Below are 26,095 nucleotides of genomic sequence, written 5' to 3'. Positions count from 1 at the left end.
GTGGACACACGAGCGATCGCGCTGCAGTTCGCCAAGAGGATGGTCGGGCACCGCAACGCGTTGGCAGGCAAAGCCGACGACGCGATGCGCGTGCAGTTCGCGTTGCACCAGGCGAGCAGCGCGCTGGGGGACCAGCAGGACGCCGTGCGCCAGGCCGCGGGCGAGGTACTCGGCCACTGGGACGGCGCGACCTCGGAGCAGTTCCAGCGACGCTCCGATCGGCTGGCCGATCAGATCCGGGTGACGGCGGCCATCAGCACGCAGGCCGAGAAGGTGGTGGCGGGAGCGAGCAGCGCGCTGGTCACCGGCCACACGGCCGCGCAACGACTGATCGACGAGTACGTCACCAAAGCCGCGGCATTGCTCGACGCAGGTGTCGCGAGTGGATCGCGGGCCGCGCTGATGAAGGCGGTCGCCGCCGCAGCCGATCTCGAGCCGCGGTACATGCGGGAGTCGGTCCGCAACGTGCGGCTGGTCAAGGCCGAGCTCGGTGAGGCGAAGCGGAAGCTCCGAGCGCTGGAAAGGGAGATCGAGGACGACGGGATCGCCGGCCCCCGCGTGGTTCGGCGCGAAGGTGGCGGTGGCGCGACCAGGCCGTCCGGTGCGAAGGCGCGCAAGATCGTCTCCGCCGCCCGCGGTGAGATCGGCACGCGGGAGAGCCCGCCGGGCAGCAACCGGAACCCTTACGGGCCGACGACCTACTGGTGCTCGTCGTTCGCCACGGCCATGTGGCGCAAGGCCGGTGTGGACATTCCCGTCCTGCCGTTCACCGGTGACGTCTACCGCTGGGGACAGCGGCACGGCAAGGCTTACGGGAACGGCGATCTGGTGCAGAACGTGCGGCCCGGCGACGTGCTGCTGTTCGGCACCGGGCCGCAGAGCCCGGCGACCAGCAAGCACATCGGCATCGTGGAGAAGGTCGACGGCGACACGGTCACGCTGATCGAGGGCAACTCCGGCGACCAGGTGCGCCGCAACACCCACCAGCTCAGCAGCACGAAGTTCTACGGAGGAGTGCACCCGTGATCACCGGACACGCGCATCACAGCACGGGCACCGCGGTCGAGGTCGGCGTAGGTGGCGGGATGCGCGCCATCACGCTGACCGAGCGGTCGATGCGGCTCGGGCGCGCGGCGCTGGCGGACGAGATCCTCACCCTGGTACGGATCGCGACCGCCCGGGCGAACGAGCGGGCCAGGCACGCGCTGGGCGACGAGCACCTGGAGGCGCTCGGCATCCGCCCCGACGCCGAACTCACCGAGGAGATCGAGTCCACCACACCCGAAAGCTGGATGGTCCGATGACGCTCGAGCCGCCGACCATCGAGGAAGTGCCGGCGGAGGACGAAGAACGCGGACCGCTCGAAGCGCGTGCGGCACTGGACGCGATCACCCGCACCGCGCGTGAGGACGACGTGGTGGTGACGGTCGACCTGCACGGCAAACTGGTCGGGCTCGAGCTCGGCCGGCGCGCGATGGCGTTGCGGCCCGCCGCGCTGGCGGCCTGCCTGGACCGCCTCACCGCCGTCGCCGCCGAGGCCGCGCTGGCCGCGGGCGCCGAGGTGCTGGCAGCGGTGCTGGACGAACCGGCCGCGGCGGAACTCGGCCTGTCCTAACCGGCCTCGGCCACCATGTCGGTGAGGCGTCGGGTGATCCAGGCCAGGTCGGCGGGGACCACCCGGACCCACTGCTCGTCGCGGACGTCCTCGGTCGTGATGACGTACCGGCCCGCCTTGGTGTCCGACCAGGTGAGCACCGGCGAACGCCCCCGGCTGCCGTTCACGGCCAGCTGCCCGGCACCGAGCCGGCCCGCCTCCGCGATGGTGATCAGCGGGCGCATCGCGCTGCCGCGAACCCCCGCGTCGGCCAGCGCCCGTTCCAGGGCGTCGTAGCCGATCTCCGCGTATCCCCGCAGTGCCGCCGAATACGCCGGCCGCGGCAGCCGCACCTGCTCACCGGGCCCGGCGGGGCGATCACCGAGCACCTTCACCACCGCGCGCACCAGATCGTCGCCGGAGATCGGTTCGAGCGCCAGCTCCTCGTCGTTGAGCACGGCGAGCACGCCCCGGCTGCCCCGGACCGCGGCGAGCACCCGCCACGGTTGTTCCCCGAAAACCAGCGCGTCGACGGACACCGTGTGGTGGTGGAGCATCCCGAGCAGTTCCTCCAGTTCGGGAACGACGTCGTCCTGGTCGTCGACCAGACCGGCACGCACCAGCGTCTCGAACACCTCGGCGCCCAGGCGATCCCGGTCAGCCTCCGTGGCGCCGTGGGACGGCACGTCGAGCGCCAGCGGAAGATCACCGAAACCGAGGTCCTCCCACACCAGGTCGAACTCCAGGTGGGACAGGACGACCGAGCCGGTCGCGGGTGAACGCCGTGCCATGAACACTCCCGTGGTTAATCTTGACCGCGTGCAGCACGACGCGGAGGTAGTGAGCGGTGTGCTGGTCGTGCGTGCTTCCGGGGCGGCAGCGGCGAAAGCCGCCCTGACCGGCTCGCCGTCCGGACGGACCCCCGAGTCCATCCAGTTGCTGATGCGGTGCCCGGTGCACCGCTCCCTGCCGGAGGACACCCACGTGTTCGGCGACTGCTCGCTGCACGTGCTGCCCGTCGGCGCGATCATGCTGACCGTGCCGGAAACCAGGCTCTCGACGGGTTTCAGCGACCTGCGCCCGCTGATGTTCCAGCCCGTCGAGGTGAGCGCCGGCCTGCGCAACGCGTTCTCCAGCGCGGTCGGCCACGCCATCGCCTCGCGTGACGTGCTGGATTCCGTCGGCGTGGCCCACCACCTGGTCGGACTGGCCGAGCTGGTGCTGCGCAGCACGTTGCGGGAGAAGCTGCGGCGCGCCGACATCGCCACCGAACACCGGCGCGCCGCACTCGAGCACATCCGCGCGCACCTCAGCGAGCCGTCCCTGACACCCGGCCAGGTCGCCAAGGCGCTGAACATCTCGCTCCGCCGCCTGTACCAGGTGTTCGAAGGGGAGCCGAACGTCGCCGAGCGCATCAAGACGTTGCGCATCGACCGCGCGAAAGCGCTGCTGGCGGATCCGGCGAAAGCCGGCCGCGGCGTCGGTGAGATCTCCCGCGACTGCGGGTTCGTCAGTGCGACGCACTTCTCCCGGGCCTTCCGTGCGCTGGTCGGGCAGCCGCCCACCGAGTACCGCCGCCACGCTCTGCCGAGGTGAACTCCACGCCGTTGACGAACCGCCCGGCGATGCCCGCCAGTTCCAGCCATCCACGCCCGGTGGGGGAGTGCAGGGTGAACACGGCGATCCTCGGGTGCGCGGGATCGGGCACGACGATCTGGAGCTGCGCCCCGACGCCGTCCGCCGGTATCCGCTCGACGATCACCACCGGGTAACCGTTGCCGGTCGTGCCGCTGGTCATCTCCTTGATGCCGGGGCCACCGGCGTCGGCGAGGTGGAAGCACAGCTCCCCGGCGGCTTCCGGGGTCAGCGCGCGCTCCACCGCGACCAGACCGGCCACCAGAACCGCCGGGTCGGCGTCGGGGTGCTCGACGATCGCCACGACGCCGGCGTCGTGGCGCCGGGCCAGTTCGGCGGCCTGGCTCGCCGCGATCTCCAGTCCGGGATCGCGCGCCCGGTCCGGGCCGCGCATCTGCCGCAGCACCGACAACAGCTCGGCGGACGTCGCCTCGGTCGAGCTCACCGAAACCGGGGTGACGCCCCGTACCGGAGTGAGTCTCACCGCTCACCGAGTTCCGCGGCGAAGGCAGCCGCCCCACCGGCGGGGGTGCTGGAGGTACGTGGTGCGGCGAGCAGCGTCCCGGCCAGTGCACTGCCCAACGCCGAAAAGTCGGTCAACGCGCGGACGACACCACCGAACATCTCCTCGCGGCTCGGCACCCGCCCGGCCGCTTCGACCCCGCCGGTGAGGAGCAGGCGCAACCGCTCCGCGGCCCGCCGCGCGGCGCTGCGGTGATCGGCTTCCAGGTCTCCGGCGGCTGCCAGCACACCGTCGAGCTCACGGCGCAGCCCGTCGAGCCGCGCCGAGGCCGCCACGTGCTCCGGCCCGCCCCGGAAGGACGCCAGAACCACGTCGTTGTCCGCGTCCTCGATCGCGTGCCGCAGTTCCCGTGCGCGTCTGTCGAGCTCGTCCGCCCTGCGCTGGTTCGCCAGCACCGTCCCCGCCCAGTCGTCCAACGTGTCCGCGGCCGCGCCCATGGTGCGCTGCGCCGTCTCGAGCTCACCGCGCATCTCCGCCAGCCGCGCCGCGAACGCCTCCGCCGCGGCACCTTCCCACCCGGCGGGCGGTGCTGGGATCTCCACCTGCGCCCGGCAGCGCTCGCTCGCCGCGGCGACGGCTCGCGCGTCACCCGGCACCGGATCGAAACCGAGGCCCCGGTGGTCACTCATGGCGCAACTCTTCGGCGTCGAGGTAGGCCGCACCGGCCGACCGGAGGTCGCCGGCTGCGTCCGCGAGCGTGGCACGAAGCGCGGCCATCCTGTCCGCCCACGACCGCAGGAGCTCGTCGGCAGCCGCCGTGACGCCCGGCCCCAGATCTCCGCCGCAGCCCTCACCGAGCGCGGCGGCCACCGCGTCGACCTCGGCGGCCGTGTCGTCCAACCGCTGCGCCGTCACGGACACGGCGGCGACGTCGACGACGTACCCGTCGCTCATCCGCCCAGCACGGGCGGCGCACCCGGTGGAATGTCGTCCAGGAGATCCATCTTCTCCGCGTACCGGTTGGGGTGGTGCCGTTCTTCGTCCGTGCCGCCACCTGCCGGCGGCGGCATCATGCCGTATCCCGGCGCACCGGGCACGGCTGTCGCGCCGCGGCCGCTCAGACCCGCCGACGTGCCACGTCCGGCCTGCTGGCCGAGCACACCGGTGGCACCACCCGGAGTTCCAGGGCCGGCGCTGCCCGGCAATCCCGCGGTGGTGCCGCCTGACATCCCCGGCATGGCGCCATGGAGGCCGCTGGTGCCACCCGGTCCGCCGAAGGTCGCCGAGCCGTTGGAGGCCCCTGCACCCGTGGGACCGAAGGCGGCAACCGTTGTGCTTTCGGTGTTCACCGGTTCCGGCGGTCGAACGCCGGGCACCGGTGACTGCTCCGGTGGCCGTGGCGCCGGTTCCGGTCCCGGTGGGGGAGCAGGGCTCGCTGCAAGCGGCGGTGGGGCAGCCGGACCCGGTTGCGGTTGCTGCGCGGTCGGCGGCGCCGTGTCGAACACCGGAAGGGTGCCGCGGGTGCTCCTGCTCTCGTTCTCGTAGACCTGCATGACGGCCACCGCCTCCGCCTTGGCGTTGCGCGCCTCGGCCTTGCTCGGCATGTGGTCGTCGATCAGCTGGTCGAGCAGGTTCACGCCCTGCGGCCCTTCGGCCACCTTGACGTCGTACCCCTCGTTGAAACGCCGTTCGGCCCAGTAGTGCACGGGTTCGGGCAGCCGCCGCTTGGTCTCCTGGAGCAGGGTCGTGTAGGTCTCGAGCCCGCTGGCGACCCTCTCGGCCGAGTCCCCGACCGTCTCACCCCACGAGGTCAGCGCCGACGCTGCCTGGGCTGCCAGCTCCGCCGACGGGCCGCGCCACGACGAGGTGAGTCTGTTGACGATGTCCTTCACCGAGCGCGACGTGCTGCGCAGCTGGGGCACGAGGTCCTGCCACTGGCCGCTCCGCACGGACATGCCCGGCAGATCCGCCGAGTGCACCATGTCCCACATCTGCTGGTGCGTGTACGCCTCCCAGCGGATGGTCCCGGAGTCGAACGCGTCCTCGCGCAGATTCGCGCGGCGTTGTTCCCTGAGCCTGCTCTGGCGTCTGACCTGCTTCGCGGTCGGCCGGTGCTCCTCGGAGAAGTAGCCTTTGTCCCGCCTGCTCATGCCTGCCTCTTGAAGGTCGCGGCAGCGGTCTCGTCCACGGCCACGTGCGTCGTCTTCACGTTCTCCAGCGCAGCGATCACCAGGTCGAGCTGCTGCACGTAGGACTGCAACGCGGCCCGGACGCCACCCTCGACATCCCTCGCCCGCAGGCCGAACGCCTTGCGCATCCGAACCGCGACCGGCCCCTTGCCGTCAGGCAGCGGCGCGGCCAGAACAGCGCTGTCCGCCAAGTGCCCCGCCAGTTCGTCGCGGCGCCGGTGGAGGTGCCGGATCGCCTGGTCGAAGTCATCGGGATCGACCTCGATGCGATCCGCGCCGGTCGCGGGAATGCCCACCAGTCCGACGCCGGTGACCGACCCCACCACTTCCACGGCGCGCCGGTCCCGCAGCGACTCCCTCAGGCGCTCGGCCTCGTCCATGCTGCCCACCCTGACCACGGGCGCACACTCCCTCGTTTCGGCGGCTCGCGAACATACTGGTCGGACATGGCCGTGAGATCCAGTGCCCTGTGCACGGACGGTCACGAAAGGTGCGCCCCCAGGCAAGGCCGGCCTTCCGCTGCCGTTCTCGTGCACCAGGCGCGAATCGGGCCGCCGCAGGAAAACGCAGCCGCCGTTGTCGCGCTTCGTCCAGAACTACACGCCGACATCGAAAATACTGTGCCGGGTCGTTGGTGGTCATACGACCGTCCTGGACCTCGATCAAGAATTGCAATACGTCCCGGTGAACGTGCCCGCAACGACAACGCGGTCTACACGCTGTTGCCGGAGGAACAGGTGAAGGTGGTCAACTCGTGCACCCGTGCGGATGGCGGTGTCGCATCGCTGGAGGTCAGGGCCCGTCAGGAGAGTCCTGGCTCAAAGCGGTCGCTGAGTCGGCGTGAGCGCGGTCAGGCCGGGTGCGTTCATCGTGACGACGCCCGGTCCCAGGCCGAAGACGAGCGTGCCGCGGCCACCGATGGCCAGACAGTTCACCGCTTCCGCGAGGCGCACCACGTCCGAGCGTTCCCGGGTTTCGAGGTCCCACAGCCGGATCGTCCGGTCCTTGCTGCCGGTGATGACGGCCGGCCTGCCGTGCAGGCTCGCCATGATCACGCCGGTGATCGCGTCCTCGTGCCCGGAGAGGCCGCGACCGTGTCCGCGTCCCGCGCTCAGGTTCGAGATCAGGACCGTGGAAATCGGCGGTGCCGTACCAGCCGAGGACCTCCAGGGTGCGCGGGTCCCGCACCCACAGCTGCTGGCCGTTCCAGCCGTCAGCGCTGTGCGTCGTCACGGCCACCTGGCGGTGCCCGTCGTCGGCGATGTCGATGAAGCTGACCCGTCAACTCCGTCTGGACCGGGGATCACCCCGACCACGCGGTCTTCGACCGGATCCCAGAGCCGCACGGCTCCGTCCTGACACCCGACAAGCGCGATCGGCACACCTTGGCGCACGGTTGCGGCGAGCGCCGGGAACACACCCTCGAACCTGCCCATCTGGCGCATGTCAGCCAGATGCCACGCCCGCACCCCGTCGTAGCCGGAGGAGAAGGCGGTCGCCTGCTCGTCCACGCCCACGACGACCAGCCGGCTGATCATGTCAGCATGGCCACCGTGGCAGGAGATACCCCGTGTCCGGTGGCGAACCGGACCTGCCATTGCGCTGTGGCCAGCGCGTTGAACTTTCCCAGCAGGTCGTCCACGCCGTATCTGGCCGCGTCGATCGCGAGCTGAAGACGCCTTGTGTCCGGATGCGCCTCCAGGTGCTGGGAGGCCCGGTAGACGGAGGACACCAGCTGTCCGTGCCGGGTTCTGTTGTGTCGCAAGGAAGTCAGCAGGCCGAACGGTTCGGCGTGGACGAGGAAACCCGCATCGTCGAGCAGGTCGTCCAGGACCCCGGCCGCCACGGCGTGCTCGGGCAGGTGCCGAAGCACGTACGGCGAGGCCCGCTGCCAGTTGCCGGTTTCCACGAACGCGGCGGTGATGGCGTGTTCCGGTGACCGGATGTGCTCCTGGAGGTGTTCGTTGAGCGCGTGGTGGTAGAGCCGGTAGTGGCCGTCGTGCCGTTCGACGAGGTAATTCGCGGCGCTTTGGAAGACCGTGTCCAGGTCGAGAAGTGTGTGCTTGTGTCCACTGTGGAGCGCGTCGGCGATGGTGAGCCAGGCGCTGTCGCGGGACAGGCCCTCGCCGCGGGCGAACGCGAGCGCGGTGAGCACTCGCCGCACCAGTGCTCGGTCGGGCCCGCAGGCGTCGAGGTACCTGTCCATGGCCTGGCCGGCGGTCTCGGGTAGATCGGAGACGTCGAACCGTGCTCACCGCGCGTCCTCGGCGTTGCGGGGCGGCGAGGTCGGCGCCGGCGTAGCGCGCCTGGAGGTTGGTCGCGCTGCCCGCGCCGTAGACGAACAACGCGACGAACAGCAGCACGGCGTTGTCGGTGGCGGCAGCGATGACGACGCCGAGCGCACCCACCGCACCGGTGAGGTAGCCGCCGGCGCGTCTGCCGCGCAGGCCGGAGACGCGGGCGATCAGCAGGGCCGCGAGAGCGGAGCCGATGGTGAACAGTGCCGCGGGTAAGCCTGCCGCGCTGGTGGCGCCGAGCATGTCCTGGGCGAGCAGCGGGCCGACGGTGATGCCCGCGGCCAGGCCGGCCCCGCTGAGGACCTGGGCTGCGGCCAGCACCGTCAGGATGCGTCGCTGGGCAGGGTGACGAGTGATCAGAGTGTCCGTTTCTCGGGCGTCAGACCGCGACGGGGAGTTCGGCGAGGCGCCACTCGAGCATGCCGTCGGCAAGGCGGCGGGCCGTTCGTCCCTGCGCGGTGAGCAGGCGGACGGCGTCGTGGGAGAGCACGCAGTAGGCGCCGCGGCAGTACGCCACGACCTCCTGGTCGGCCGGGAACTCGGCCAGCCGGTCCGCCAGCTCGTCCAGTGGAACGGACACGGCACCGGGGATGTGCCCGGCGGCGTACTCCTCGGCGGGCCGCACGTCGATCACCGTCGCACGTCCCGACCGGACGCGTTCGAGGAGCTCCTCGCGGCTGACTGCGTCCGTGTCGTCGCCGAGATAGGCCTCACGCGCCGTGCGAACGTCCGGCAACCGGTCATCCGCGACGGTGCGCAGCAGTGCGAACAACGCGGCGACGTCGTCCCCGGCCAGCCGGTAGAAGATCTTCGTGCCTTCACGCCGGGTGATCACGAGATTGGCCTGCTTGAGGGTCTGCAGATGCGCCGACGCGGTGGTCAGCCCCAGTCCCGACGACTTCGCGAGCGCGTCGACCGTGCGCTCACCCTGTGCGATCAGGTCGAGCAGTTCCAGCCGCTTGCCGCTCGCTAGGGCCTTGCCGACCCGAGCGAACTGGTCGAACAACGCGTTCTTGGCATCCCGGTCACCCATAGTTCTCCAATCATCCTTGGAATAGTGTAGAACACTGGATGTGGGAAGGAGACGATGGCCATGCCTGAGGTAGTCCCGCTTGTCGACGAGGGACTGGGAAATTCCGCGTATCTGGTCGACCTGGGAGACGGCCGGGCGCTGGTGGTCGACGTGAGCCTCGACCTGAGGGAAGTCAGCAGCGCCGCCCAGCGACGTGGGCTGAGGGTGGCGTTCGCCGCCGACACACACCTGCACGCCGACTTCCTGTCCGGAGCCCGTCAGCTTTCCGCGACCGAGGGCACCCGCGTGCTCGCCTCCGCGGCCGGACACCGCGAGTTCGCGCACAGCGGGCTGCGTGAGAGCGACGAGGTCGACCTCGGCGGCTTACGTCTGCGGGCGTTGGGCACGCCCGGTCACACCGACGAGCACCTGTCGTTCCTGCTGCTCGACGGCGACCGTCCGCTCGGGGTGTTCACCGGCGGCTCGCTGATCGTCGGCGCCGCCGCCCGCACCGACCTCGTCTCACCCGACCGGACCGAGGAACTCGCTCGCGCCCAGTACGCGTCGCTGCGCAGGCTCGCCGAGCTGCCCGACGACGTGACCGTCTGGCCCACGCACGGCGCCGGATCTTTCTGCTCCGCCCCACCCGGTGCGGATCGCACCAGCACGATCGGCCGGGAGAAGGCGACGAACCCGTTGCTGCGCGCGGCTGACGAAGACAGCTTCGTGAAGGAGCTGCTCGGCTCGCTGGGCAGCTATCCGCCGTACTTCCGTCGGCTCGGCGAGATCAACCGCCAGGGCGTTCTCACGGGAACACCTGAGCTGCGGCCGCTGGATGTCGGTGCGGTGCGGCGACTTCTGGCCGACGGCGCGCGGTTGATCGACGTCCGGCCGGTCGACGAGTTCGCTGCCGCGCACGTGCCTGGCGCGCTGTCGATTCCGCTGCGGCCGGTGTTCGCATCGTGGCTCGGCTGGCTGGCACCGCACAACCGGCCGCTGGTCGTGGTGCGCGGCGCCGACCAGGACCCCGCGGAGATCGCCTGGCAGGCAGCCAAGATCGGCTACCTCGACCTCGCGGGCGAACTCGACGGCGGAATGGATGCGTGGACTGCCGCCGAACTTCCCACGACCACAACCAAGTTGGTGCGCCCGGATCAGGTGAGCGGACCGGTGCTGGACATCCGGCAGGAACCGGAGTTCACCTCCGGGCACCTGCCGGGCGCGCAGCACGTCGAACTCGGCAACCTGCCCAGCCGCGTCGACGAAGTGCCTCAGGAGCCATTGATCGTGATGTGCGGACACGGCGAACGTGCCATGGGTGCCGCGAGCCTCCTCGAACAGGCAGGACACCGCGACGTCGCCGTACTCACCGGCGGACCTCAGGACTGGGCCGACGCGACCGGCGGACGCCTGGAGAGTGGCCGGTGAGCCTCCAACTCGGCCTGCGCGCCAACCTCGCCCAGTTCAGCCTGCTCATCGCGGTCAACGCACTGGTCGGCGGCGTGCTCGGACAGGAACGCGCGATCCTGCCGCTGCTGGCCAAGGACGAGTTCGGCCTCACCGGCTACACCTTCGTACTCACCTACGTGGTCGCCTTCGGCCTGACCAAGGCCGCCACCAACTACTTCGCCGGCACCTGGTCCGACCGCTTCGGCCGCCACCCGGTACTGCTGGCCGGCTGGCTGGCCGCGATCCCCGTCCCGCTGATGCTGATCTGGGCACCGTCATGGGGCTGGGTGATCGCGGCGAACGTGCTGCTCGGCATCAACCAGGGCCTGACCTGGTCCACCACCGTCATCATGAAGATCGACCTGGCCGGACCGTCCCGCCGCGGCCTCGCGATGGGCCTCAACGAAGCCGCCGGCTACATCGCCGTCGCGGTCACCGCCCTCGCCACCGGCTACCTCGCCGCCCGCTACGGGCTGCGCCCGGCACCGTTCCTGCTCGGGCTGTCCTATGTAGTCCTCGGGATCGGATTGACCGTCTTCGCAGTGCGAGAGACCCGAGAACACGCACGACTTGAAGCGACACAGCACCCCGCTGCCGCTGAGGGCATGCCGAGTGACCGGGAGATCTTCACCCGCACCAGCCTGCGAGAACCCGCGCTGTCCGCGGCCAGCCAGGCCGGGATGGTCAACAACCTCAACGACGGCCTGGCGTGGGGCCTGTTCCCGATCCTGTTCGCCACCGCCGGCCTCTCGATCGCCAAGATCGGCGTCCTGGCCGCCGTCTACCCGGCCGTGTGGGGTCTGGGGCAGCTGGTCACCGGTCCGCTGTCGGACCGCTGGGGCCGCAAACACCTGATCACCGCAGGCATGCTCGTCCAGGCCGCCGCGCTCGCACTCGTCGCGGTCGCGGACACCTTCACGGTGTGGCTGGTCGCGGCCGTGCTGCTGGGCGCGGGCACCGCCATGGTCTACCCGACCTTGCTGGCGACGATCGGCGACGTCGCGCACCCGGCGTGGCGCGCGCGAGCGGTCGGCGTCTACCGGCTCTGGCGCGACGGCGGCTTCGCGGTAGGTGCCCTGCTCGGCGGCGTCGTCGCCGACCTCTGGGGCCTGCGCGCCGCGGTGTGGGTGGTCGCCGCACTCACCGCGCTGTCCGGAATCGTGGTGGCCGCGCGCATGTATGAAACCCACTCGAACAGGAAGGTCAGCACGTGACCGTCCCACAGGGACTCCTCGATGGACCGATCTACCTCGACTACAACGCGACCACACCGATCGACCCAGTCGTGGCCGAGTCGATGCTGCCGTACCTGACCGCGGAGTTCGGCAACCCGTCCAGCACCCACCACTACGGCCGCGAGTCCCGCATCGCGCTGGACCATGCCCGTGAACAGATCGCAGGGCTCCTCGGCACCTCAGCTGAGCGGATCGTGTTCACCGGATCAGGCTCCGAGGCCGACAACCTCGCCATTCGCGGCATCGTGCTCGCCGCCGGTGTCGCCCGGCCGCACGTGATCACCCAACCCACCGAGCACCCCGCCGTGCTCCAGGCGTGCGAGTCGTTGCGCCGCTGGCACAACGCGGAGGTGACGTTCCTGCCCGTAGACAGCGACGGCCTGGTCGACCCGGCCGATCTCACCGCGGCGATCAGCCCACGCACCGTCCTCGTGTCCGTCATGGCGGCGAACAACGAAACCGGTGCCCTGCAACCGATCGACGAACTGGCCCGCGTCTCCCGCGAGTACGGCGTGGTGTTCCACACCGATGCCGCCCAGGCGATCGGCAAGATCCCGTTCGACACGACCGAGCTCGATCTCGTGACGGTGGTGGGGCACAAGATGTACGCCCCCAAGGGAATCGGCGCCCTGTGCAGCTGGCCCGGTGTACCGCTGGAACCGCTGGTGTACGGCGGCGGCCAGGAACACGGCCTGCGCGCGGGCACCGAGAACGTCGCGCTCGCTGTCGCACTCGGCACCGCCGCCGAACTCGCCGCTAAAGACCTCGCCTCGGGCGGCCACGACCGCATCCGCGAGCTGCGCGACCGCCTGCACCACCAGCTCACCACCGCGCTGCCCGGCCGAGTCCACCTCAACGGCCCCGAGACGGCCCGGCTGCCCAACACCCTCAACATCAGCATCGACGGCATCGCCGGACACGAACTGCTCGACGCCACAACGGCAATCGCCGCCTCCACCGGCTCGGCGTGTCACAGCGGCAACCACCAGCCCTCACCCGTGCTCACCGCCATGGGCATGCCCAGCAACCGCGCGATAGGCGCCCTGAGGTTGTCGCTAGGCCGCTGGAGCACCGCCGAGGAGATCGACCACGCCGCTCACCACATCGTCACCGCCGCCAGCTGACAGCACGGACTTGGAGGTTTCCGCGCGACCTCGTTCAGAGCGCCGAGCTGCTGAGGAGAGGATGCGTCACACCGCAAGCCCTGCTGGTCGCAGCGGAAGAACGGGACGCCGGGGGAGCTCGTACGACAAGGCGCGACCGTGCACGGCTTCGTGGAGCCGATCGGGGTCGGTGACATTTGGCCGCTGAAGGCCCACCGGTTCAGCAAGGACCTCGACTTGTTCTGCGATGTGGTTCAGGTGCCGCACGACCTTCGATTCCGGTGTCCGCGATGCGCCGAGTCCACAATTCTGAACCGCTCAATCGGGTCCGCAACGATTCGGCCCGCCGCGACGATTCATCCATGAGGGGGAACGCGGACGTGCGGAGGTACCCCCATGCATGCGACCAGACGGCTCACCGCGGCTGCGGCGGTCGTCCCTCTGATCTTCTTCAGCACCGTGACCGGGGCATCGGCGGCTCTCTTCTCCGCCGGACCCGACGTACTGGTCAGCGGCCCGTCGACGCTGACCGGCTGCCCCTTCGGCGCGTCGGCGGACTTCGCCACCGCCTACGACAACACCGAGGTCGAACCGCAGGTGGCGGTGAACCCGGCCAACCCGAGCGAGATGATCGGCGCGACCCAGCAGGACCGGTGGCCGGACGGAGGCGCGCGCGGCTTGTCCTCGTGGATCACCCACGATGGCGGCGCGAGCTGGACCAAGCTGCCGGACGTGCCGTGGAGCGGCTGCCAGGGTGGCCCGGCCCGGTTCGGCCGGGTCACCGACCCGTGGGTCACCTACGACAAAGCCGGTAACGCCTACTTCATCGGCCAGCCGATCGACTCGGCGGCGCTCGGCCTGTCCGCGATCGCGGTCACGAGTCTCGACCGGACGACCGGGGCCTGGCGGTCGCCGCAGATCATCCAGGAGGACGCCGGCGACCGGGGTGTCTTCAACGACAAGGTCTCCATCACCGGAGATCCGACCCGCCCCGGCTACGCCTACGCGACGTGGCTCCGCGGGACTTACCCCAACGACGGCCGACAGCACCCGATCGCGGACCTGCACTCGTTCGCCTATCGCGGGAAGGCGATGTTCTCCCGGACGACCGACGGTGGGCTGACGTGGTCCACTCCGGTGCCGATGCGCGACTCGAACACCTACTTCCAGGGCAACCAGATCGCGGTCGGCCCGGACGGAACGCTGTACAACGTCGCCGCGAACCTGTTCACCGGCGCTGGGTTCAACGACAAGGGCGTGTACATGGGCGTCATGACCTCCCGCGACGCCGGGCTGCACTGGTCGGCGCCGACGAAGATCGCGCCGATCACGTTCGGTCAGCTGTTCGTGACCGACGACAACTTCCCGATTCGAGCCGAGGACTACCTGCCCGACATCGCGGTCGACATGACCACCGGCGCGGTCTACGTCGTGTGGGCTGACGGGCTCGGCACCGCCCTGAACAAGGTCGTACTGGCCCGCTCCACCGACGGCGGCCGGCACTGGAGCGGGCCCACCGTGGTCGCCACCGGCGGCCCGGGCGTGCAGTCCTACAACCACGCGATCGACGTGTCGGACACCGGCATGGTCACCCTGACCTACTGGGACGACCGGAACAACGTGCCCGGTGACGGCATCGCCACCACCGACATCTGGGTCCGCCACTCGCACAACGGCACCCAGACCTGGGAGCCCGAACAGCACCTGCACGGACCGTTCAACCACTACACCGCCCCGGTTTCGTACTTCGCCCCAGGCGATCCGAGGGGACTGTTCCTCGGCGACTACATGGGACTCGAAACGATCTCGGGCAACAACACCATCGCGTTCTTCACCTCGACCAGCAACGACGGAGCCGACGTTCACGCCGTGCGCCTGAACCACAGCTGACGGTGTGACGGGTGCGGGCGGCCGAACGGTCCGCCCGCACCCGCGCTGCGCTGCGTGGACCCGGTCGCCGAACCACACGACCGTGCACGGTGGTCGAGGAAGCGATGTCGTCGTGTGCCCGTTGCCGGGGAAGTGCAGCTGCGCGGTCGGCTCCTCGTGGCCGGGAGCGAGGCGTCTGCTGCCCGAGTAGGTGACAGTTGTAGTCACGCAGTTTGACTGGCCGGCGTGCTCAGGATGCTTCGTACTCGATGGGGCTCAACCGACCGAGGGTGGCTTGGCATCTGCGGCGGATGCAGGTGCTTGTCACCGTCGAAGCCGCGCCGAACCCATCGGCCGCTTGCGGTGAGACCGTGTGCGTGGCTTGATCGAGCCTGGACCTGGACGCGCCCGGCTGGGTGCGCCTCTACCCGGTCAACTTCCGCGACCTGGAGTCCACTCAGCGGTTCAAGAAGTACGACATCGTGTCGATCAAGGTGAAGCCCGCCCGCAGCGACCCTCTGGAAACCGGACATGACCAGTCTCCAGGTGCAGGACTACCTCAAGCCGTGGAAGCGGCGGCGGCCGATGGTCGATCCATACATCGCGGAGTCGATGTGCGAAGTGCTGAATGCGGTGAGGGCCCGTCCGCCGGCGCGCTCGTTGGCCGCGGTTCGTCCGGCTTCGGTCCAGGGCATCGACCTCGAGCCCATCCGGGGTGGACGGCGGACGAGCAGGAGAAGATCAACAGGTATGTCGGCCAGATCGACATGTTCGGCACCGATCGCACTGCACTTGGCGAGTTCGACGAGTTGGTCCAGCGCGGCCTCTGCTGCCTCGTCGGTGAGCAGTGCCGCGTACCGGTCGCGGACTTCAGCGAGCTCCTGCAGGGTGCCCCCGAACCCTGCGCGGTTGGTTTTCGGGTTGCCCAGATCACGAAGGTGCAGGTAGCCGACATCGGCTGAGGTGACGGCGTTCGACAGCGTGGTCTTGCTGAAGCCCCGTTTGCGGGAGATCGGGGTCAAGCGGACGTCGACGAGGACGTCGATCCGCTCTTCACCGAGGCGCGTGAGGAACGCGTCGAGATCAACTCCTTCGTACCCGGTTCCGACGATGCCTGGTGCCGTTCCGCGCATGCGCGGAACTTCTCACAACCTGTATCCGCTTTGGCGGCGACATATCGATGGATGTTGAGATGACGCTCACCGAATCCTGTTCCAATGTATCAACGAACGTTAGGATGAGCGCGTGACTGACGAACGCCGGGACAGCTGTGACCTGTTGTGTCTGGACCTGCCGCACGCCGAGAAGATCCGGACGGGTCTGCCGGAGCTGACTGCGGTGGAGTCGGCCGCGGCGGCGGCACGAGCGCTGGGTGATCCGACGCGGTTGCGGATCGCGGTGGCGTTGCTGACGGGCGGGGAGTTGTGCGTGTGCGACGCCTCGTGGGTCGTGGGCGCGGCGCAGAACCTGACCTCGCATCACCTGCGGCAGCTCAAGATCGGTGGTCTGGTGTCGTCGCGTCGTGCCGGTCGGTTGGTGATGTACGCGCTGACCGGTCGTGGCCGGGCGTTGATCGCGGCAGTCCTGGTCGAGCACAACGAGGAGGCCGCGCCCGCAGTGGCAGGTGCGGCAGGCAGCGGAACACTGGAGGGGTGAGTCGTGGCTGACGAGTGCTGCGGACCGCAGGAGCCGCGTTCGAGGACGACGACGGTGCAAGGCGACCAGCAGGTCGACGACCACGGCGGTGATCACGGCTCCGAAGAGGGGTCCGGAAGCTTGTGGCAGGTTCGCGAGTTGCAGCTGGCTGCCGTTGCGGCCGTGTTGCTGGCGGCTGGCTGGTGGGTCGGTTCCGCGGGCCCGGAGCTGGTGGGCGACGGGCTGACGCTGGCCTCTGCGGTCGTGGGGGCGGCCTCCTTCGTGCCGGGAGCGGTGCGCGGCCTGCTGCGTCGCCGGGTCGGGGTGGCCACCCTGATGACGATCGCTGCGATCGGCGCGGTCGCGCTGGGGCAGCTCACCGAGGCGGCCATGCTCGGCGTTCTGTTCTCGATCGCCGAGGGTCTGGAGCACTACGCCATCGTCCGCACTCGCCGGGGCCTGCGTGCGTTGCTGGGGTTGGTCCCGCCCACCGCCTCTGTCCTGCGGGACGGGTCCGAGCTGCAGGTCGCGCCGGACGAGCTCGTGGTCGGCGACCGGATGGTGCTGCGGCCTGGTGAACGCGCCGCGACCGACGGGATCATCCGCTCCGGCCACACGAACCTGGACCTGTCCGCGATCACCGGTGAGTCGGTGCCGGTGGAGGCCGGACCTGGCGACACCGTGCACGCCGGCGCGATCAACGGCGGCGGTGCGATCGAGGTCGAGGTCGCCGCGCGGGCCTCGGACTCTTCGCTGGCTCGGATCGTGCACATCGTCGAGGAAGCCCAGGACCGCAAGGGCGTCGGGCAGCGTCTGGCCGACCGCATCGCCCGCCCGCTAGTTCCGGCGATCATGATCCTGGCCGTGCTCATCGCGGGCCTCGGAGCGCTGCTGGGCGACCCCGTGGTCTGGCTCGAACGCGCGCTGGTCGTGCTGGTGGCCGCCTCTCCGTGTGCGCTGGCGATCTCCATCCCGCTCACCGTCGTCGCCGCAGTCGGTGCGGCGAGCAGGCAGGGCGCGCTGGTCAAGGGCGGTGCCGCGCTGGAGGAACTGGGCCGCATCGGCACTGTCGCGCTGGACAAGACCGGCACGCTGACCCGCAACGCACCGCGCGTGGTGGACGTCCTGCCCAACGGGGACAACACCCGTGAGCTGGTGCTGGCCGTCGCCGCCGCCCTCGAGGCGCGCAGCGAGCACCCGCTGGCCCGCGCGATCCTGCAGGCTGCGGACACCGTGCCGGCCGCGGACGACGTCACCGCGGTACCTGGCCGCGGCCTGACCGGCGCCCTCGACGGCGTCCCCGTGCGGCTCGGCAAGCCCGGCTGGGTCGACGCAGGCGCGCTGCGCGGCGAGGTCGAACGGCTTCAGCAGGCAGGCGCCACCGTCGTGCTCCTCGAGCGGGACGGAACCCTGCTCGGCGCCGTCGCGGTCCGCGACGAACTGCGGGACGAAGCACCCGAGGTCATCAGCAGGCTGCGCGGCCTGAACATCGACACCGCGATGCTCACCGGCGACAACACCGCCACCGCAACGGCTCTGGCCGGCAAGGCGGGCATCACCACCGTCCACGCCGAACTGCTGCCCGAGGACAAGGCCGCGCTGGTGGACCGGCTGCGCAACGGTCGCAAGATCGCGATGGTCGGCGACGGCGTCAACGACGCACCAGCCCTGGCGACCGCCGATGTCGGTATCGCCATGGGTGCCATGGGGACCGACGTGGCGATCGAGACGGCTGACGTGGCGCTGATGGGGGAGGACCTGCGTCACCTGCCTCAGGTTCTGGCGCACGCCCGTCACGCGCGCCGGGTGATGTTGCAGAACGTCGGCCTGTCGCTGGCGATCATCGGTGTGCTGATCCCGTTGGCGGCCTTCGGTGTGATGGGTCTGGCCACCGTCGTGCTCGTGCACGAGTCCGCCGAGGTGCTGGTCATCCTCAACGCCATTCGTGCCGCGAAGAGCACTCCGCTTCCCGAGGTCACCGCCGTTGCTCCGAGCACGCCGCAGGCGTTGAACCTCACTGTGGCGAGCACGCCGAAGCAGGGCGACTCCGGCTGCTGCGACGCTTGCTGACGGCAGCGTGTTCGTGACCGCTAGCCTGGTGCGCGTGTCCGGCGCCGGCAGCATGCGGAAGATCGCGCGAGTGAGTCTCGTGCGGGTCTTCGCCGTGCTCGCATTGGTCGTCGGGATAGCGCTGCTGCAGGGAACGCCGTGCGAGCGGGACGTCGCCTGGTCCTCGCAGTGCACGACCGTCGGGACACAGGTGTTCGCGGACTTGCCGACCACCGGTGACGCCGCATCGGATCTGCTCGAAGACCTCGGCGGAGTGTGCGGTGCCTGCCTGGCGGTGCTGCTCGCCGTCCTGCTCGCGGTCGCGGGACTTCGCCGCCCAAGCCTGTTTCTCCTGAGTGCCGTGTCAGTGCCTGTGCCGTGGCAGGGCCCAGGTCGGCGTCCGGGAGTACGGCTCACGCAGCTCTGCGTGCTGAGGACCTAGACGACCTCTCGCCGCCCAGCCTCCGGCTGGGTGGCACGTGATCGTCCACATTCTTCGCACGGGTGCAGAGGTATGTCGTCATGACCAAGAACGCCAGGATTTCGTTGATCATCATCACGGTTGTCGTTGTGGTGGTCGGAGGCTTCATCCTGATCAGCAGGCTCACCGGGCCTTCGGTTCCGCAGCAAGCCGGCCCCACCAACGCCATCGGGCCCGTCCCGGCGCCGGCGACGGCCGCGCTTGTCCGGCCCGACAGCCACAAGCTCAACGACGTGCCCAACGCCAAGGTGACCGTCGTCGAGTTCCTCGACCTCGAATGCGAGGCCTGCCGCGCGGCCTACCCCGGTGTGGAGAAATTGCGAGGCGAGTACGGCGACCGCGTGACGTTCGTGATGCGCTACTTCCCGGTTCCCGCCCATCGCAACGCCGAGCTGGCGGCCACCGTCGTGGAGGCCGCGGGCAAGCAGGGCAAGCTCGAAGCGATGTACCACCGCATGTACGAGACCCAGGCGAGCTGGGGCGATCAGCAGGTGTCCCACCGCGAGACGTTCTTCGGGTTCGCTCGCGAGCTCGGGCTGGACATGGCGAAGTTCGAAGCCGACGTGAACGACCCGGCCACCTTGGAGCGCGTTCTCAAGGACCGCAAGGACGGCGTGACCGCGGGCGTGCAGGGCACTCCGACGTTCTTCGTCAACGGCACCAAGTTCCAGGGTCCGCCGAGCTACAGCGCGCTCAAGGCCGTGATCGACCGGGAACTGGCCGAGTGACCTCAACCGAGGTGCGGTTCGTGACCAGGCTGCTCCCGTGGCTGCTCGTCGCAGGCGGCGGGATCGGCCTGGTCGCGGCCTTCGTGCTGACCGTCGAGAAGATCGCGCTGCTCAAGGACACCGACTACGTCCCGGCGTGCAGCATCAACCCGGTGCTGAGCTGCGGCTCGATCATGAAGACCGAACAGGCGGAGGTGTTCGGCTTCCCGAACCCTCTTCTGGGCATAGCCGGTTTCGCGGCGCTCGTCACGATCGGCGTGGTGCTGGCTACCGGATCTGCGCTACCGCGCTGGTGCTGGCTCGGTCTGCAGACCGGTGTCACGTTCGGCGTCGTGTTCGTGCACTGGCTGATCTTCCAGAGCCTGTACGTGATCGGGGCGCTGTGCCCGTACTGCATGGCTGTGTGGGCCGTGATGATCCCGATCTTCTGGTACACGACGCTGCACAACCTGGAGCAAGGGCATCTGCCGTCACCACGCCGGGCAACGGCTGCGTTTGCCGGGTACCACAGCGTGGTGCTCATCCTGTGGTACCTGCTCATCGCCGGTGCGGTGCTACAGGCGTTCTGGTTCTACTGGACGACGTTGGTCGAGTAGCTCGCCGAGGTTGATCAGGTAGCTGGTTTTCGGGCGACGAGCCGTTTCGCCAGACCGAGCTTGCAGCGCTTCGCTGCTCGACACCCATGCCGCGAGCCCGGATCTGGCTGAGCGGCCGATGCAGGAAGTGCTCGCCGCCAACGGGATCGTGATCCGTTCCACGATCCACTGCACACCCCTGGCCAGTCGGGACGAGCTGGTGACGTGGTCGACGAGGATCAACTACCGCCAGGACGATGGCGACCTCGAGTACCTCCGCGGTGGCTCGAGAACACGCCCACCGGCGTGAGTCGCCGAAGAGCCGGCGGTTCAGGCGCCCTATCTCTTCGTCGTAGGTCTTCGACTTGCGGTCCCGGTACTGCTGGCATCGTGGTGGCATCGTCGGTTTGGTGTCCACTATGGAGTTTGGCTGATCAGGACGACGATGATGACGACCCAGCTGATCAGCACAGCCACCAGGACGACCCTGAGCACCTCGTTGCCGGACATGGAAACCCTTCAGGGAACTCGCTGGTTGAACGCCGGTGCGAGCGCCGCACCGGTCAGGGACAAGGCGGCGCCGAGTGTCATCCAGGGTTTGCTCGCGTCGACCTGCTTGGTCTCGTAGCCGACCTGGCTACCGATTCGGTCGTAGATCCGGCCCTGGATGTTGATCGTGACCCCGCGGTTCTCGGTGCCGAACGAGATGGTGTCGATCTCGACGCCGGCGTTGCGGCAGTCGTCGGCCGGTCCGTCGACCTCGCGGCCGGCGTTCTTGCGGCCGGCGTTCTTGCGGCCGTCGGGCAGCAGCACGATTCGGCTGGGAGGCGGTCCGTCAGCGCCGGCGAGCAGGACGTCGATCTGTTCCTGGGCGGCGAAGGCGGCGGCCAATGCCTCACCTGTCGCGGTCGACTCGCGCAGCGTGGGTCCGCACAACGTGGTCGGCATGACCTGGACGGTCGCTGTACCCGCGAAGGTGACGAGCCCGAGGTTGACGTGGGCGGGCAAGCCCTTGACGAAATCGGTGGCGGTGACCTTCATGGCATCGAGGCGGCTGGGGGCGGCGTCGGTTGCGCCCATGGACAGTGACTCGTCAAGTACGAGCATCACCGTGGCGCGGTCGCGCGGTACCCGCGCCTCGGCGGTCGGGCCGGCCAGCCCCACCGTGAAGATCGTCAGTGCCAGCAGCGTGAGCGCAGCGGGAAGGTGGCGGGCGCGAGCCGGGCGGTTGGGTGCGACGCGGTCGAGATAGCCGACCGCGAGCGCGGCCACGGCGGCGAGCAGCCCGAACCAGGCCGGGGTGGCGAACTCGTCGACGTGCACGGCTTCAGCAAACCTCAGGATCGTCGTGCGCAGAGAGATTTGGTTGTCGCGTGTTCGGCTGATTCTCGTCAGAGCCATCGATTGCGTTTGAACATCCGGTGGAGCATCAGGCATGCGGCCAGAGTGATCGACAGAATCATCGGACAGCCGTACCTCCAGCCCAGTTCCGGCATGTGGTCGAAGTTCATGCCGTACACGCCGACGATCATGGTCGGCACCGCGATGATCGCCACCCACGAAGAGATCTTGCGCATGTCGTTGTTCCGCTGCAGCGATACCTTGGCCAGCGTCGCGTCGACGAGCGTGGTCAGCAGTTCGTCGAAGCTGACGACCCGCTCGGTCACGGTGGTCAGATGATCGTTCACGTCGCGGAAGTAGGTGCGCAGCGAGTCCGGGATCAGCACACCGCAGTGCCCTTCACTGAGCTTGCGCAACGGGCCGGTGAGCGGCATGACCGCCCGGCGCAGTTCCATGAGTTCCCGCTTGACCAGGTACATCTGCTCAACGCCGATCTCGCTGCCCAGCGCGAACACCGCTGTCTCGACCGGATCGATGTCTCCTTCGAAGGCATCGACGACCTCGATGTACTCGTCGACGATGGCGTGCAACACCACCGCCGGCCCCACCGCCAGCTGCTCCGGGTCGGCTTCGAGGTCTTTGCGCAGGTGGCCGGGCGACGAGTGGTTGCCATGCCGGACGGTGATGACGTAGTCGCGGCCGAGGAACACCATGATCTCGCCGGACTCGACGATCTCGCGTCCTCCACGGCGAGCTCGTGCAGCGCGAACACCTCGGTCACATCGCGGATCTGTTCAGCGTCCGGCGCGAACAGCCCGATCCAGGCGAACCCAGCCCCGCGGTCGCGCACCTCGGCCGCCGCCGCTGCAGGCGGGTACTGCGCTTCGCCGACCTGGAGGTGCTGAAGCGGGTGATGCCGCGCCGCAGGCACCGCTGTTGCCTGTGATCACTCCCGTTGCCGGGTTGCGATGTCGACGGCGCGCTGCATCGCGATACTGAGGGACTGGCCTGTGCGCAGGGCTGTTCGTCCAGCCGCCAGGACAGCTCCGGTGACGGCGCCGACGATCGCGGCGGCGTCGACGTCGTCGATGTCGTCGGCGTAGGTCTGCCGGAGTGCGGTGGCCAGCTGCTGCTGGGCGTCGAATGCCCGCTGCAGCATCGTCGCCCGCAGCGCCGGTACCGAGGTGATCAGGTCAAGCCGGATCCTCTCCAGTTCGCCGGCCGGGTCGCGGAGTCCTTCTCCGGCCTCGGCCAGCATCCGGAACATCGCGCGCCGCAGGACGTCGAGTGCCGTCTCGCCGGACTGGCGTTCCGCGATCACGTTCAGCCCGGCGCGCAGGATCTGCTCGCCGTCATCGGTGAGGACCAGGTCCTCTTTCGTCGCGAAGTGGTTGAAGAACGTCGCGTGGGACACCTCGACGGCCGCGGCGATCTCGGCGGTGGTCGTCTGGTCGTAACCCTTCCGTGCGAAGAGCCGGTACGCCGTCTCGATCAGCGCCCTGCGGGTGCGCTGCTTCTTCCGTTCTCGTAGACCCGCCGGTTGCGTCATGCGCACAGACTACTAGAGTCACCATGATGTTAGAGCTACTCTAAAGTTAGAGCTTGTGTAGTTAGACGCGCGACGGGGAGGGGCAACCATGGTGATCGACACGTTCCTTGACCGGCTGGAGTACCGCGAGCCCGTCCGGGCCGATCTGGCCACGCTGCGAGGATTGCATCGGGCGTGGCGGCTGCGGGTTCCGTACGAGAACATCGACATCCAACTCGGCAGGCCGGTGCTTCTCACACCGGACGCGCTGGCAGCCAAGTTCGCGCGCCGCGGGCGCGGAGGCCTCTGCTACGAGATGAACGGCGCGCTCGCACTGCTGCTACGGGGGATCGGGTTCACCGTGACGGTCGTGGAGGCGGCGGTGCTTCGCGCTACCCGGGGCGATCGGCAATGGGGCAACCACATCGCCCTGCTGGTGGATGTCGAGGGAGAGCACTGGCTGGCCGACACGGGGATCGGAGACGCGTTCCTCGAACCGCTGCCGTTGCGGGAGGGCGCACACCGGCAGGGGAGGCTGATCTACCGGATGGAGCGCCTCGATATGGAAACGTGGCGGATGCATCATCATCCGCAGGGCACGATGTCCTCCTACGATTTTCGTACCCGGCCGCGCGAACTCGCCGAGTTCGCCGACCGGGCGCGGAACAAGTCGGCAGACTCCCCTTTCGTCAGGGTGCTCGTGGCTCAGCACCACCGCAACGACCACGAGCTGGCCCTCCGCGCACGCACAATCACCCGCACCGGGCCGCACGGCGCCGATCGACACACCTTGTCCACTCTGGACGAGTTCACCGAGGCGCTGACCGAGTTCCGGATACCGCTGGACGACATCGAACCCGAACAGCTGACACCGCTCTGGGAGAAGACCGCCCATCAGCACGAGGTCTGGCTGGCCATCCAGGAACGGGCAGTGCAGACCTGAGCATGAAGAGCCGGGGCCCGCACCACCGGAGATCGGTCTCCGCGTCACGAACACCGACGACGTCACGCACGTGTTCGGGGTCGAACGGTCCCGCGCCGAGCGCGTTCGCGACGGGCTCGCCGTCGAAGGCCTCGCGCGGGTGACGGACGCGCTGCGCCAAGCCAATGTGGACACACCGGTCGTGAACACCGGCGTACTCGCGGCCGTGACGGGCGCGAACGTTGTCGTCGGCGATGACGTCCAAGTTCTGCAGGGTGTCGGTGCGATTCTGCGCCACCGCCCGTAGCCGCGTCAGGACCACGGGATGTCGGCCAGGCGGATCCAGCGGAAGCCATACCCGTTGACCTGTAACGACAACAGGTCGACGTCGTTGTCGTAGGCGCCGTCCGCCACGACGTTCTGCGGCGGTTCCTCCTCGGCAGTCTGAGGAGGAACGGACACCTGGCATGGTTCAGGGCTCAGGTTGTGCACGAAGAGCATGACACCGCGGGGCCGGCGTGCCACGTGCACGAGCAGGTGCGGCGGGCCTACGTCGAGCACCTCGTGCTCACCGGTGGCGATCTCCTCGCACTCGCGGCGGGTGTGCAGGATGCGTTCGAACCAGGTGAGCAGGCTGTGCGGGTCACTGCGCTGTCTGGCCACGTTGACCTCGGCGCAGCCGCGTGGGCCGGTGCTGATCACCGGCCTGATCACCGAGTCCGCTCTGGAGAACCCGGCGTTCTTCGCGTCCGACCACTGCATCGGGGTGCGGATCGCCTCCCGTTCCGGCAGCGTCAGGTCCTCACCCATGCCGATCTCGTCGCCGTAGCGGAGCACCGGGGTGCCGGGCAGGGTGAGCTGCAGGCTGTACGCGAGCTCCACCCGGCGGCGGTCACCGTCGAGCATCGACACCAGCCGTCTCCGGATGCCGCGACCGTACAGCCGCATGTCCGGATCTGGACCGAACGCGGCGAACACGTCGTCGCGCTCGTCCTGCGGCAGCCGGCCGAGATCCACTTCGTCGTGGTTGCGCAGGAACGTGGCCCACTGGGCGTTGCGCGGCAGGTCCGGCAGCTCCTGCAGCACCGTCGCGATGGAGCCGGCATCGCCCCGTGCCAGCGCGAGCATCACCGCCTGGTTGAGCCGGAAGCTGAACAGCATCAGTGCTCTGCTGGCCCGGTTGTCGCTGTGCCCGAAGTACTCCAGCACCTCGTGGTCCTCGACGTTGGCCTCGGCGAGCACGACCGCGTCCCGCCGTTGCCACGATGCCGTCTCCCGGATGTCGCGCAACAGGCTGAAGTCCTGACCCGACGGCGACGAGATCAGGAACGGTGCCGCGTCCACCCGGAACCCGGACACCCCGAGCCGGGCCCAGAAGCTGACGATCTTGCGGATCTCCGCCCGCACCGCGGGGTGGTCCGTGTTGAGGTTGGGTTGGAAGCGGTAGAACCGGTGCTGGTACCACGCCTCCGCCTGCTCGTCGTAGGTCCACGTTTCTGTTTCCACGCCGGGGAACACTGAGCCTTCCCAGCGGTCTGCGGGCTCGTCGTCCGACCAGACGTACCAGTGGCGGAACGGCGAGTCCCGCGCAGCACGTGCGGCACGGAACCACGGGTGCTCGTCGCTGGTGTGGTTCACGACCAGGTCCATCATGACGCGCACGCCTCGTTCGTCGGCGTGGTCGAGCAACTCGGCGAAATCGCCGAGAGAGCCCAGTTTCGGGTCGACGGCGTAGTGGTCGGTGACGTCGTAGCCGCCGTCACGGCGCGGTGACGGGTGGAAGGGGTTGAGCCACACCGTGTCGACACCGAGCCGGGACAGGTAGTCCAGCCGGCTCATGAGTCCGCGCAGGTCGCCGACGCCGTCGCCGTCGGAGTCCTGGAACAGGCACACGTCCAGCGAGTAGATGACCCCGTTGCGATACCAGCGCTCCACCACGTCGACAGGATTCCCTTCACACGAAAGGTGAACCTCTTCTCCGGAGCAGGTG

At 69.1% G+C, this 26,095-nt stretch carries 31 protein-coding genes and 2 pseudogenes; 18 read left to right on the top strand and 15 right to left on the bottom strand.

What is annotated here, in order from left to right:
• Genes LX88_RS22525 through LX88_RS22515 form a run of 3 tightly spaced genes read left to right on the top strand, consistent with a single transcriptional unit; the run spans position 1 to position 1,615 of the window.
• On the top strand, positions 1-1,026 hold the full coding sequence (locus LX88_RS22525) for a CHAP domain-containing protein (RefSeq protein WP_258949780.1): 1,026 nt from the start codon (positions 1-3) through the stop codon (positions 1,024-1,026).
• Positions 1,023-1,304, top strand: coding sequence for a YbaB/EbfC family DNA-binding protein (locus LX88_RS22520; protein ID WP_258949779.1), 282 nt, complete (start codon positions 1,023-1,025; stop codon positions 1,302-1,304). The genes LX88_RS22525 and LX88_RS22520 overlap by 4 nt, the downstream gene beginning before the upstream one ends.
• Positions 1,301-1,615 carry a hypothetical protein gene (locus tag LX88_RS22515; protein WP_258949778.1) on the top strand — a complete coding sequence of 105 codons (315 nt, stop codon included), beginning with the start codon at positions 1,301-1,303 and terminating at the stop codon, positions 1,613-1,615. Before LX88_RS22520 ends, LX88_RS22515 begins: the two co-directional genes overlap by 4 nt.
• Here the strand turns inward: LX88_RS22515 and LX88_RS22510 are convergent.
• A complete protein-coding gene (locus tag LX88_RS22510) occupies positions 1,612-2,385 on the bottom strand; it encodes an ESX secretion-associated protein EspG (protein WP_258949777.1) in 774 nt (257 codons plus the stop codon). The genes LX88_RS22515 and LX88_RS22510 overlap by 4 nt on opposite strands.
• Positions 2,386-2,413: 28 nt before the next feature.
• On the opposite strand from LX88_RS22510, the gene LX88_RS22505 reads away from it, so the two are divergent.
• On the top strand, positions 2,414-3,190 hold the full coding sequence (locus LX88_RS22505) for a helix-turn-helix domain-containing protein (protein ID WP_258949776.1): 777 nt from the start codon (positions 2,414-2,416) through the stop codon (positions 3,188-3,190).
• Here the strand turns inward: LX88_RS22505 and LX88_RS22500 are convergent.
• The 8 genes from LX88_RS22500 to LX88_RS22465 form a co-directional block, all read right to left on the bottom strand.
• Entirely contained in the window at positions 3,105-3,674 is a 570-nt protein-coding gene (locus LX88_RS22500) for a hypothetical protein (protein WP_258949775.1), read from the bottom strand. The genes LX88_RS22505 and LX88_RS22500 overlap by 86 nt on opposite strands.
• Positions 3,675-3,709: 35 nt before the next feature.
• Positions 3,710-4,381, bottom strand: coding sequence for a hypothetical protein (locus tag LX88_RS22495; protein WP_258949774.1), 672 nt, complete (start codon positions 4,379-4,381; stop codon positions 3,710-3,712).
• Positions 4,374-4,646 (bottom strand): hypothetical protein, encoded by a 273-nt coding sequence (locus LX88_RS22490; RefSeq protein WP_258949773.1) that lies wholly within the window; start codon positions 4,644-4,646, stop codon positions 4,374-4,376. Before LX88_RS22490 ends, LX88_RS22495 begins: the two co-directional genes overlap by 8 nt.
• Complete coding sequence (locus LX88_RS22485; RefSeq protein ID WP_258949772.1) at positions 4,643-5,842, bottom strand: PPE domain-containing protein; 1,200 nt, start codon at positions 5,840-5,842, stop codon at positions 4,643-4,645. Before LX88_RS22485 ends, LX88_RS22490 begins: the two co-directional genes overlap by 4 nt.
• Positions 5,839-6,261: a hypothetical protein gene (locus LX88_RS22480; protein WP_258949771.1), complete on the bottom strand. Its 423-nt coding sequence runs from the start codon at positions 6,259-6,261 to the stop codon at positions 5,839-5,841. Before LX88_RS22480 ends, LX88_RS22485 begins: the two co-directional genes overlap by 4 nt.
• Positions 6,262-6,699: 438 nt before the next feature.
• A complete protein-coding gene (locus LX88_RS22475) occupies positions 6,700-6,996 on the bottom strand; it encodes a WD40 repeat domain-containing protein (RefSeq protein ID WP_372511407.1) in 297 nt (98 codons plus the stop codon).
• 114 nt (positions 6,997-7,110) lie between these two features.
• The gene (locus LX88_RS22470) at positions 7,111-7,419 is read right to left on the bottom strand and encodes a hypothetical protein (RefSeq protein ID WP_258950171.1); all 309 of its coding nucleotides are present in this window, start codon (positions 7,417-7,419) and stop codon (positions 7,111-7,113) included.
• Positions 7,416-8,045, bottom strand: a complete 630-nt coding sequence (locus LX88_RS22465; RefSeq protein ID WP_258949769.1) for a hypothetical protein — start codon at positions 8,043-8,045, stop codon at positions 7,416-7,418. Before LX88_RS22465 ends, LX88_RS22470 begins: the two co-directional genes overlap by 4 nt.
• On the opposite strand from LX88_RS22465, the gene LX88_RS43820 reads away from it, so the two are divergent.
• Positions 8,029-8,394: a hypothetical protein gene (locus tag LX88_RS43820; protein WP_307790876.1), complete on the top strand. Its 366-nt coding sequence runs from the start codon at positions 8,029-8,031 to the stop codon at positions 8,392-8,394. The two genes, LX88_RS22465 and LX88_RS43820, sit on opposite strands and share 17 nt — an antisense overlap.
• Positions 8,395-8,557: 163 nt before the next feature.
• Here LX88_RS43820 and LX88_RS22455 read toward each other — a convergent pair whose 3' ends face one another.
• Positions 8,558-9,211 (bottom strand): ArsR/SmtB family transcription factor, encoded by a 654-nt coding sequence (locus tag LX88_RS22455; RefSeq protein ID WP_258949768.1) that lies wholly within the window; start codon positions 9,209-9,211, stop codon positions 8,558-8,560.
• Positions 9,212-9,271: 60 nt separating this feature from the next.
• Between LX88_RS22455 and LX88_RS22450 the strand changes: the two genes are divergently transcribed.
• From LX88_RS22450 to LX88_RS44835, 5 genes and pseudogenes are all read left to right on the top strand, one after another.
• Entirely contained in the window at positions 9,272-10,618 is a 1,347-nt protein-coding gene (locus LX88_RS22450) for an MBL fold metallo-hydrolase (RefSeq protein WP_258949767.1), read from the top strand.
• Positions 10,615-11,853 (top strand): MFS transporter, encoded by a 1,239-nt coding sequence (locus tag LX88_RS22445; protein ID WP_258949766.1) that lies wholly within the window; start codon positions 10,615-10,617, stop codon positions 11,851-11,853. Before LX88_RS22450 ends, LX88_RS22445 begins: the two co-directional genes overlap by 4 nt.
• Positions 11,850-12,998 carry a cysteine desulfurase family protein gene (locus tag LX88_RS22440; RefSeq protein WP_258949765.1) on the top strand — a complete coding sequence of 383 codons (1,149 nt, stop codon included), beginning with the start codon at positions 11,850-11,852 and terminating at the stop codon, positions 12,996-12,998. Before LX88_RS22445 ends, LX88_RS22440 begins: the two co-directional genes overlap by 4 nt.
• 375 nt (positions 12,999-13,373) lie before the next feature.
• On the top strand, positions 13,374-14,867 hold the full coding sequence (locus LX88_RS22435; RefSeq protein ID WP_258949764.1) for a sialidase family protein: 1,494 nt from the start codon (positions 13,374-13,376) through the stop codon (positions 14,865-14,867).
• A gap of 395 nt (positions 14,868-15,262) precedes the next feature.
• A pseudogene (locus LX88_RS44835) lies at positions 15,263-15,352 on the top strand (DUF8758 domain-containing protein); the annotation flags it as partial.
• Positions 15,353-15,400: 48 nt separating this feature from the next.
• On the opposite strand, the gene LX88_RS22430 reads toward LX88_RS44835, so the two are convergent.
• Positions 15,401-15,979: a DUF488 domain-containing protein gene (locus LX88_RS22430; RefSeq protein WP_258949763.1), complete on the bottom strand. Its 579-nt coding sequence runs from the start codon at positions 15,977-15,979 to the stop codon at positions 15,401-15,403.
• Between the two features lie 112 nt (positions 15,980-16,091).
• Between LX88_RS22430 and LX88_RS22425 the strand changes: the two genes are divergently transcribed.
• From LX88_RS22425 to LX88_RS22400, 6 genes are all read left to right on the top strand, one after another.
• Positions 16,092-16,502, top strand: coding sequence for an ArsR/SmtB family transcription factor (locus LX88_RS22425; RefSeq protein ID WP_258949762.1), 411 nt, complete (start codon positions 16,092-16,094; stop codon positions 16,500-16,502).
• Between the two features lie 3 nt (positions 16,503-16,505).
• The gene (locus tag LX88_RS22420; protein WP_308203455.1) at positions 16,506-18,551 is read left to right on the top strand and encodes a heavy metal translocating P-type ATPase; all 2,046 of its coding nucleotides are present in this window, start codon (positions 16,506-16,508) and stop codon (positions 18,549-18,551) included.
• 13 nt (positions 18,552-18,564) lie between these two features.
• On the top strand, positions 18,565-18,972 hold the full coding sequence (locus LX88_RS22415; RefSeq protein WP_258949761.1) for a hypothetical protein: 408 nt from the start codon (positions 18,565-18,567) through the stop codon (positions 18,970-18,972).
• An 80-nt stretch (positions 18,973-19,052) separates the two neighbouring features.
• Entirely contained in the window at positions 19,053-19,739 is a 687-nt protein-coding gene (locus LX88_RS22410) for a DsbA family protein (protein ID WP_258949760.1), read from the top strand.
• Positions 19,740-19,759: 20 nt separating this feature from the next.
• Positions 19,760-20,335 (top strand): vitamin K epoxide reductase family protein, encoded by a 576-nt coding sequence (locus LX88_RS22405; protein WP_258949759.1) that lies wholly within the window; start codon positions 19,760-19,762, stop codon positions 20,333-20,335.
• Positions 20,336-20,453: 118 nt separating this feature from the next.
• A complete protein-coding gene (locus tag LX88_RS22400; RefSeq protein ID WP_258949758.1) occupies positions 20,454-20,624 on the top strand; it encodes a hypothetical protein in 171 nt (56 codons plus the stop codon).
• A gap of 209 nt (positions 20,625-20,833) precedes the next feature.
• Here the strand turns inward: LX88_RS22400 and LX88_RS22395 are convergent, their stop codons facing one another.
• From LX88_RS22395 to LX88_RS22385, 3 genes and pseudogenes are all read right to left on the bottom strand, one after another.
• Positions 20,834-21,637 (bottom strand): VWA domain-containing protein, encoded by an 804-nt coding sequence (locus LX88_RS22395; RefSeq protein WP_258949757.1) that lies wholly within the window; start codon positions 21,635-21,637, stop codon positions 20,834-20,836.
• A gap of 68 nt (positions 21,638-21,705) precedes the next feature.
• Positions 21,706-22,517, bottom strand: a pseudogene (locus tag LX88_RS22390) (magnesium and cobalt transport protein CorA); the annotation flags it as partial.
• A gap of 84 nt (positions 22,518-22,601) precedes the next feature.
• A complete protein-coding gene (locus LX88_RS22385; RefSeq protein ID WP_258949756.1) occupies positions 22,602-23,204 on the bottom strand; it encodes a TetR/AcrR family transcriptional regulator in 603 nt (200 codons plus the stop codon).
• A gap of 88 nt (positions 23,205-23,292) precedes the next feature.
• On the opposite strand from LX88_RS22385, the gene LX88_RS22380 reads away from it, so the two are divergent.
• Both LX88_RS22380 and LX88_RS22375 read left to right on the top strand, forming a co-directional pair.
• The gene (locus LX88_RS22380) at positions 23,293-24,126 is read left to right on the top strand and encodes an arylamine N-acetyltransferase family protein (protein ID WP_258949755.1); all 834 of its coding nucleotides are present in this window, start codon (positions 23,293-23,295) and stop codon (positions 24,124-24,126) included.
• A 70-nt stretch (positions 24,127-24,196) separates the two neighbouring features.
• Positions 24,197-24,412 (top strand): hypothetical protein, encoded by a 216-nt coding sequence (locus tag LX88_RS22375; RefSeq protein ID WP_258949754.1) that lies wholly within the window; start codon positions 24,197-24,199, stop codon positions 24,410-24,412.
• Between the two features lie 5 nt (positions 24,413-24,417).
• Here LX88_RS22375 and LX88_RS22370 read toward each other — a convergent pair whose 3' ends face one another.
• Positions 24,418-26,043: an alpha-amylase family protein gene (locus LX88_RS22370; protein WP_258949753.1), complete on the bottom strand. Its 1,626-nt coding sequence runs from the start codon at positions 26,041-26,043 to the stop codon at positions 24,418-24,420.
• Positions 26,044-26,095 lie beyond the last annotated feature (52 nt).

Source organism: Lentzea californiensis (assembly GCF_024648825.1).
Classification (GTDB): Bacteria; Actinomycetota; Actinomycetes; order Mycobacteriales; family Pseudonocardiaceae; genus Lentzea; species Lentzea californiensis.
This window is presented reverse-complemented; position numbering and strand designations above follow the sequence as displayed.

What these genes read in the sequence shown, in the direction of transcription:
- LX88_RS22380 (WP_258949755.1), top strand. Translation starts at nt 23,293, where the DNA reads ATGGTGATCGACACGTTCCTTGACCGGCTGGAGTACCGCGAGCCCGTC.
- LX88_RS22480 (WP_258949771.1), bottom strand. Translation starts at nt 6,261, where the DNA reads ATGGACGAGGCCGAGCGCCTGAGGGAGTCGCTGCGGGACCGGCGCGCC.
- LX88_RS22410 (WP_258949760.1), top strand. Translation starts at nt 19,053, where the DNA reads ATGACCAAGAACGCCAGGATTTCGTTGATCATCATCACGGTTGTCGTT.
- LX88_RS22490 (WP_258949773.1), bottom strand. Translation starts at nt 4,646, where the DNA reads ATGAGCGACGGGTACGTCGTCGACGTCGCCGCCGTGTCCGTGACGGCG.
- LX88_RS22400 (WP_258949758.1), top strand. Translation starts at nt 20,454, where the DNA reads ATGCAGGAAGTGCTCGCCGCCAACGGGATCGTGATCCGTTCCACGATC.
- LX88_RS22485 (WP_258949772.1), bottom strand. Translation starts at nt 5,842, where the DNA reads ATGAGCAGGCGGGACAAAGGCTACTTCTCCGAGGAGCACCGGCCGACC.
- LX88_RS22450 (WP_258949767.1), top strand. Translation starts at nt 9,272, where the DNA reads ATGCCTGAGGTAGTCCCGCTTGTCGACGAGGGACTGGGAAATTCCGCG.
- LX88_RS22470 (WP_258950171.1), bottom strand. Translation starts at nt 7,419, where the DNA reads ATGATCAGCCGGCTGGTCGTCGTGGGCGTGGACGAGCAGGCGACCGCC.
- LX88_RS22435 (WP_258949764.1), top strand. Translation starts at nt 13,374, where the DNA reads ATGCATGCGACCAGACGGCTCACCGCGGCTGCGGCGGTCGTCCCTCTG.
- LX88_RS22515 (WP_258949778.1), top strand. Translation starts at nt 1,301, where the DNA reads ATGACGCTCGAGCCGCCGACCATCGAGGAAGTGCCGGCGGAGGACGAA.
- LX88_RS22495 (WP_258949774.1), bottom strand. Translation starts at nt 4,381, where the DNA reads ATGAGTGACCACCGGGGCCTCGGTTTCGATCCGGTGCCGGGTGACGCG.
- LX88_RS22385 (WP_258949756.1), bottom strand. Translation starts at nt 23,204, where the DNA reads ATGACGCAACCGGCGGGTCTACGAGAACGGAAGAAGCAGCGCACCCGC.
- LX88_RS22510 (WP_258949777.1), bottom strand. Translation starts at nt 2,385, where the DNA reads ATGGCACGGCGTTCACCCGCGACCGGCTCGGTCGTCCTGTCCCACCTG.
- LX88_RS22455 (WP_258949768.1), bottom strand. Translation starts at nt 9,211, where the DNA reads ATGGGTGACCGGGATGCCAAGAACGCGTTGTTCGACCAGTTCGCTCGG.
- LX88_RS22430 (WP_258949763.1), bottom strand. Translation starts at nt 15,979, where the DNA reads ATGCGCGGAACGGCACCAGGCATCGTCGGAACCGGGTACGAAGGAGTT.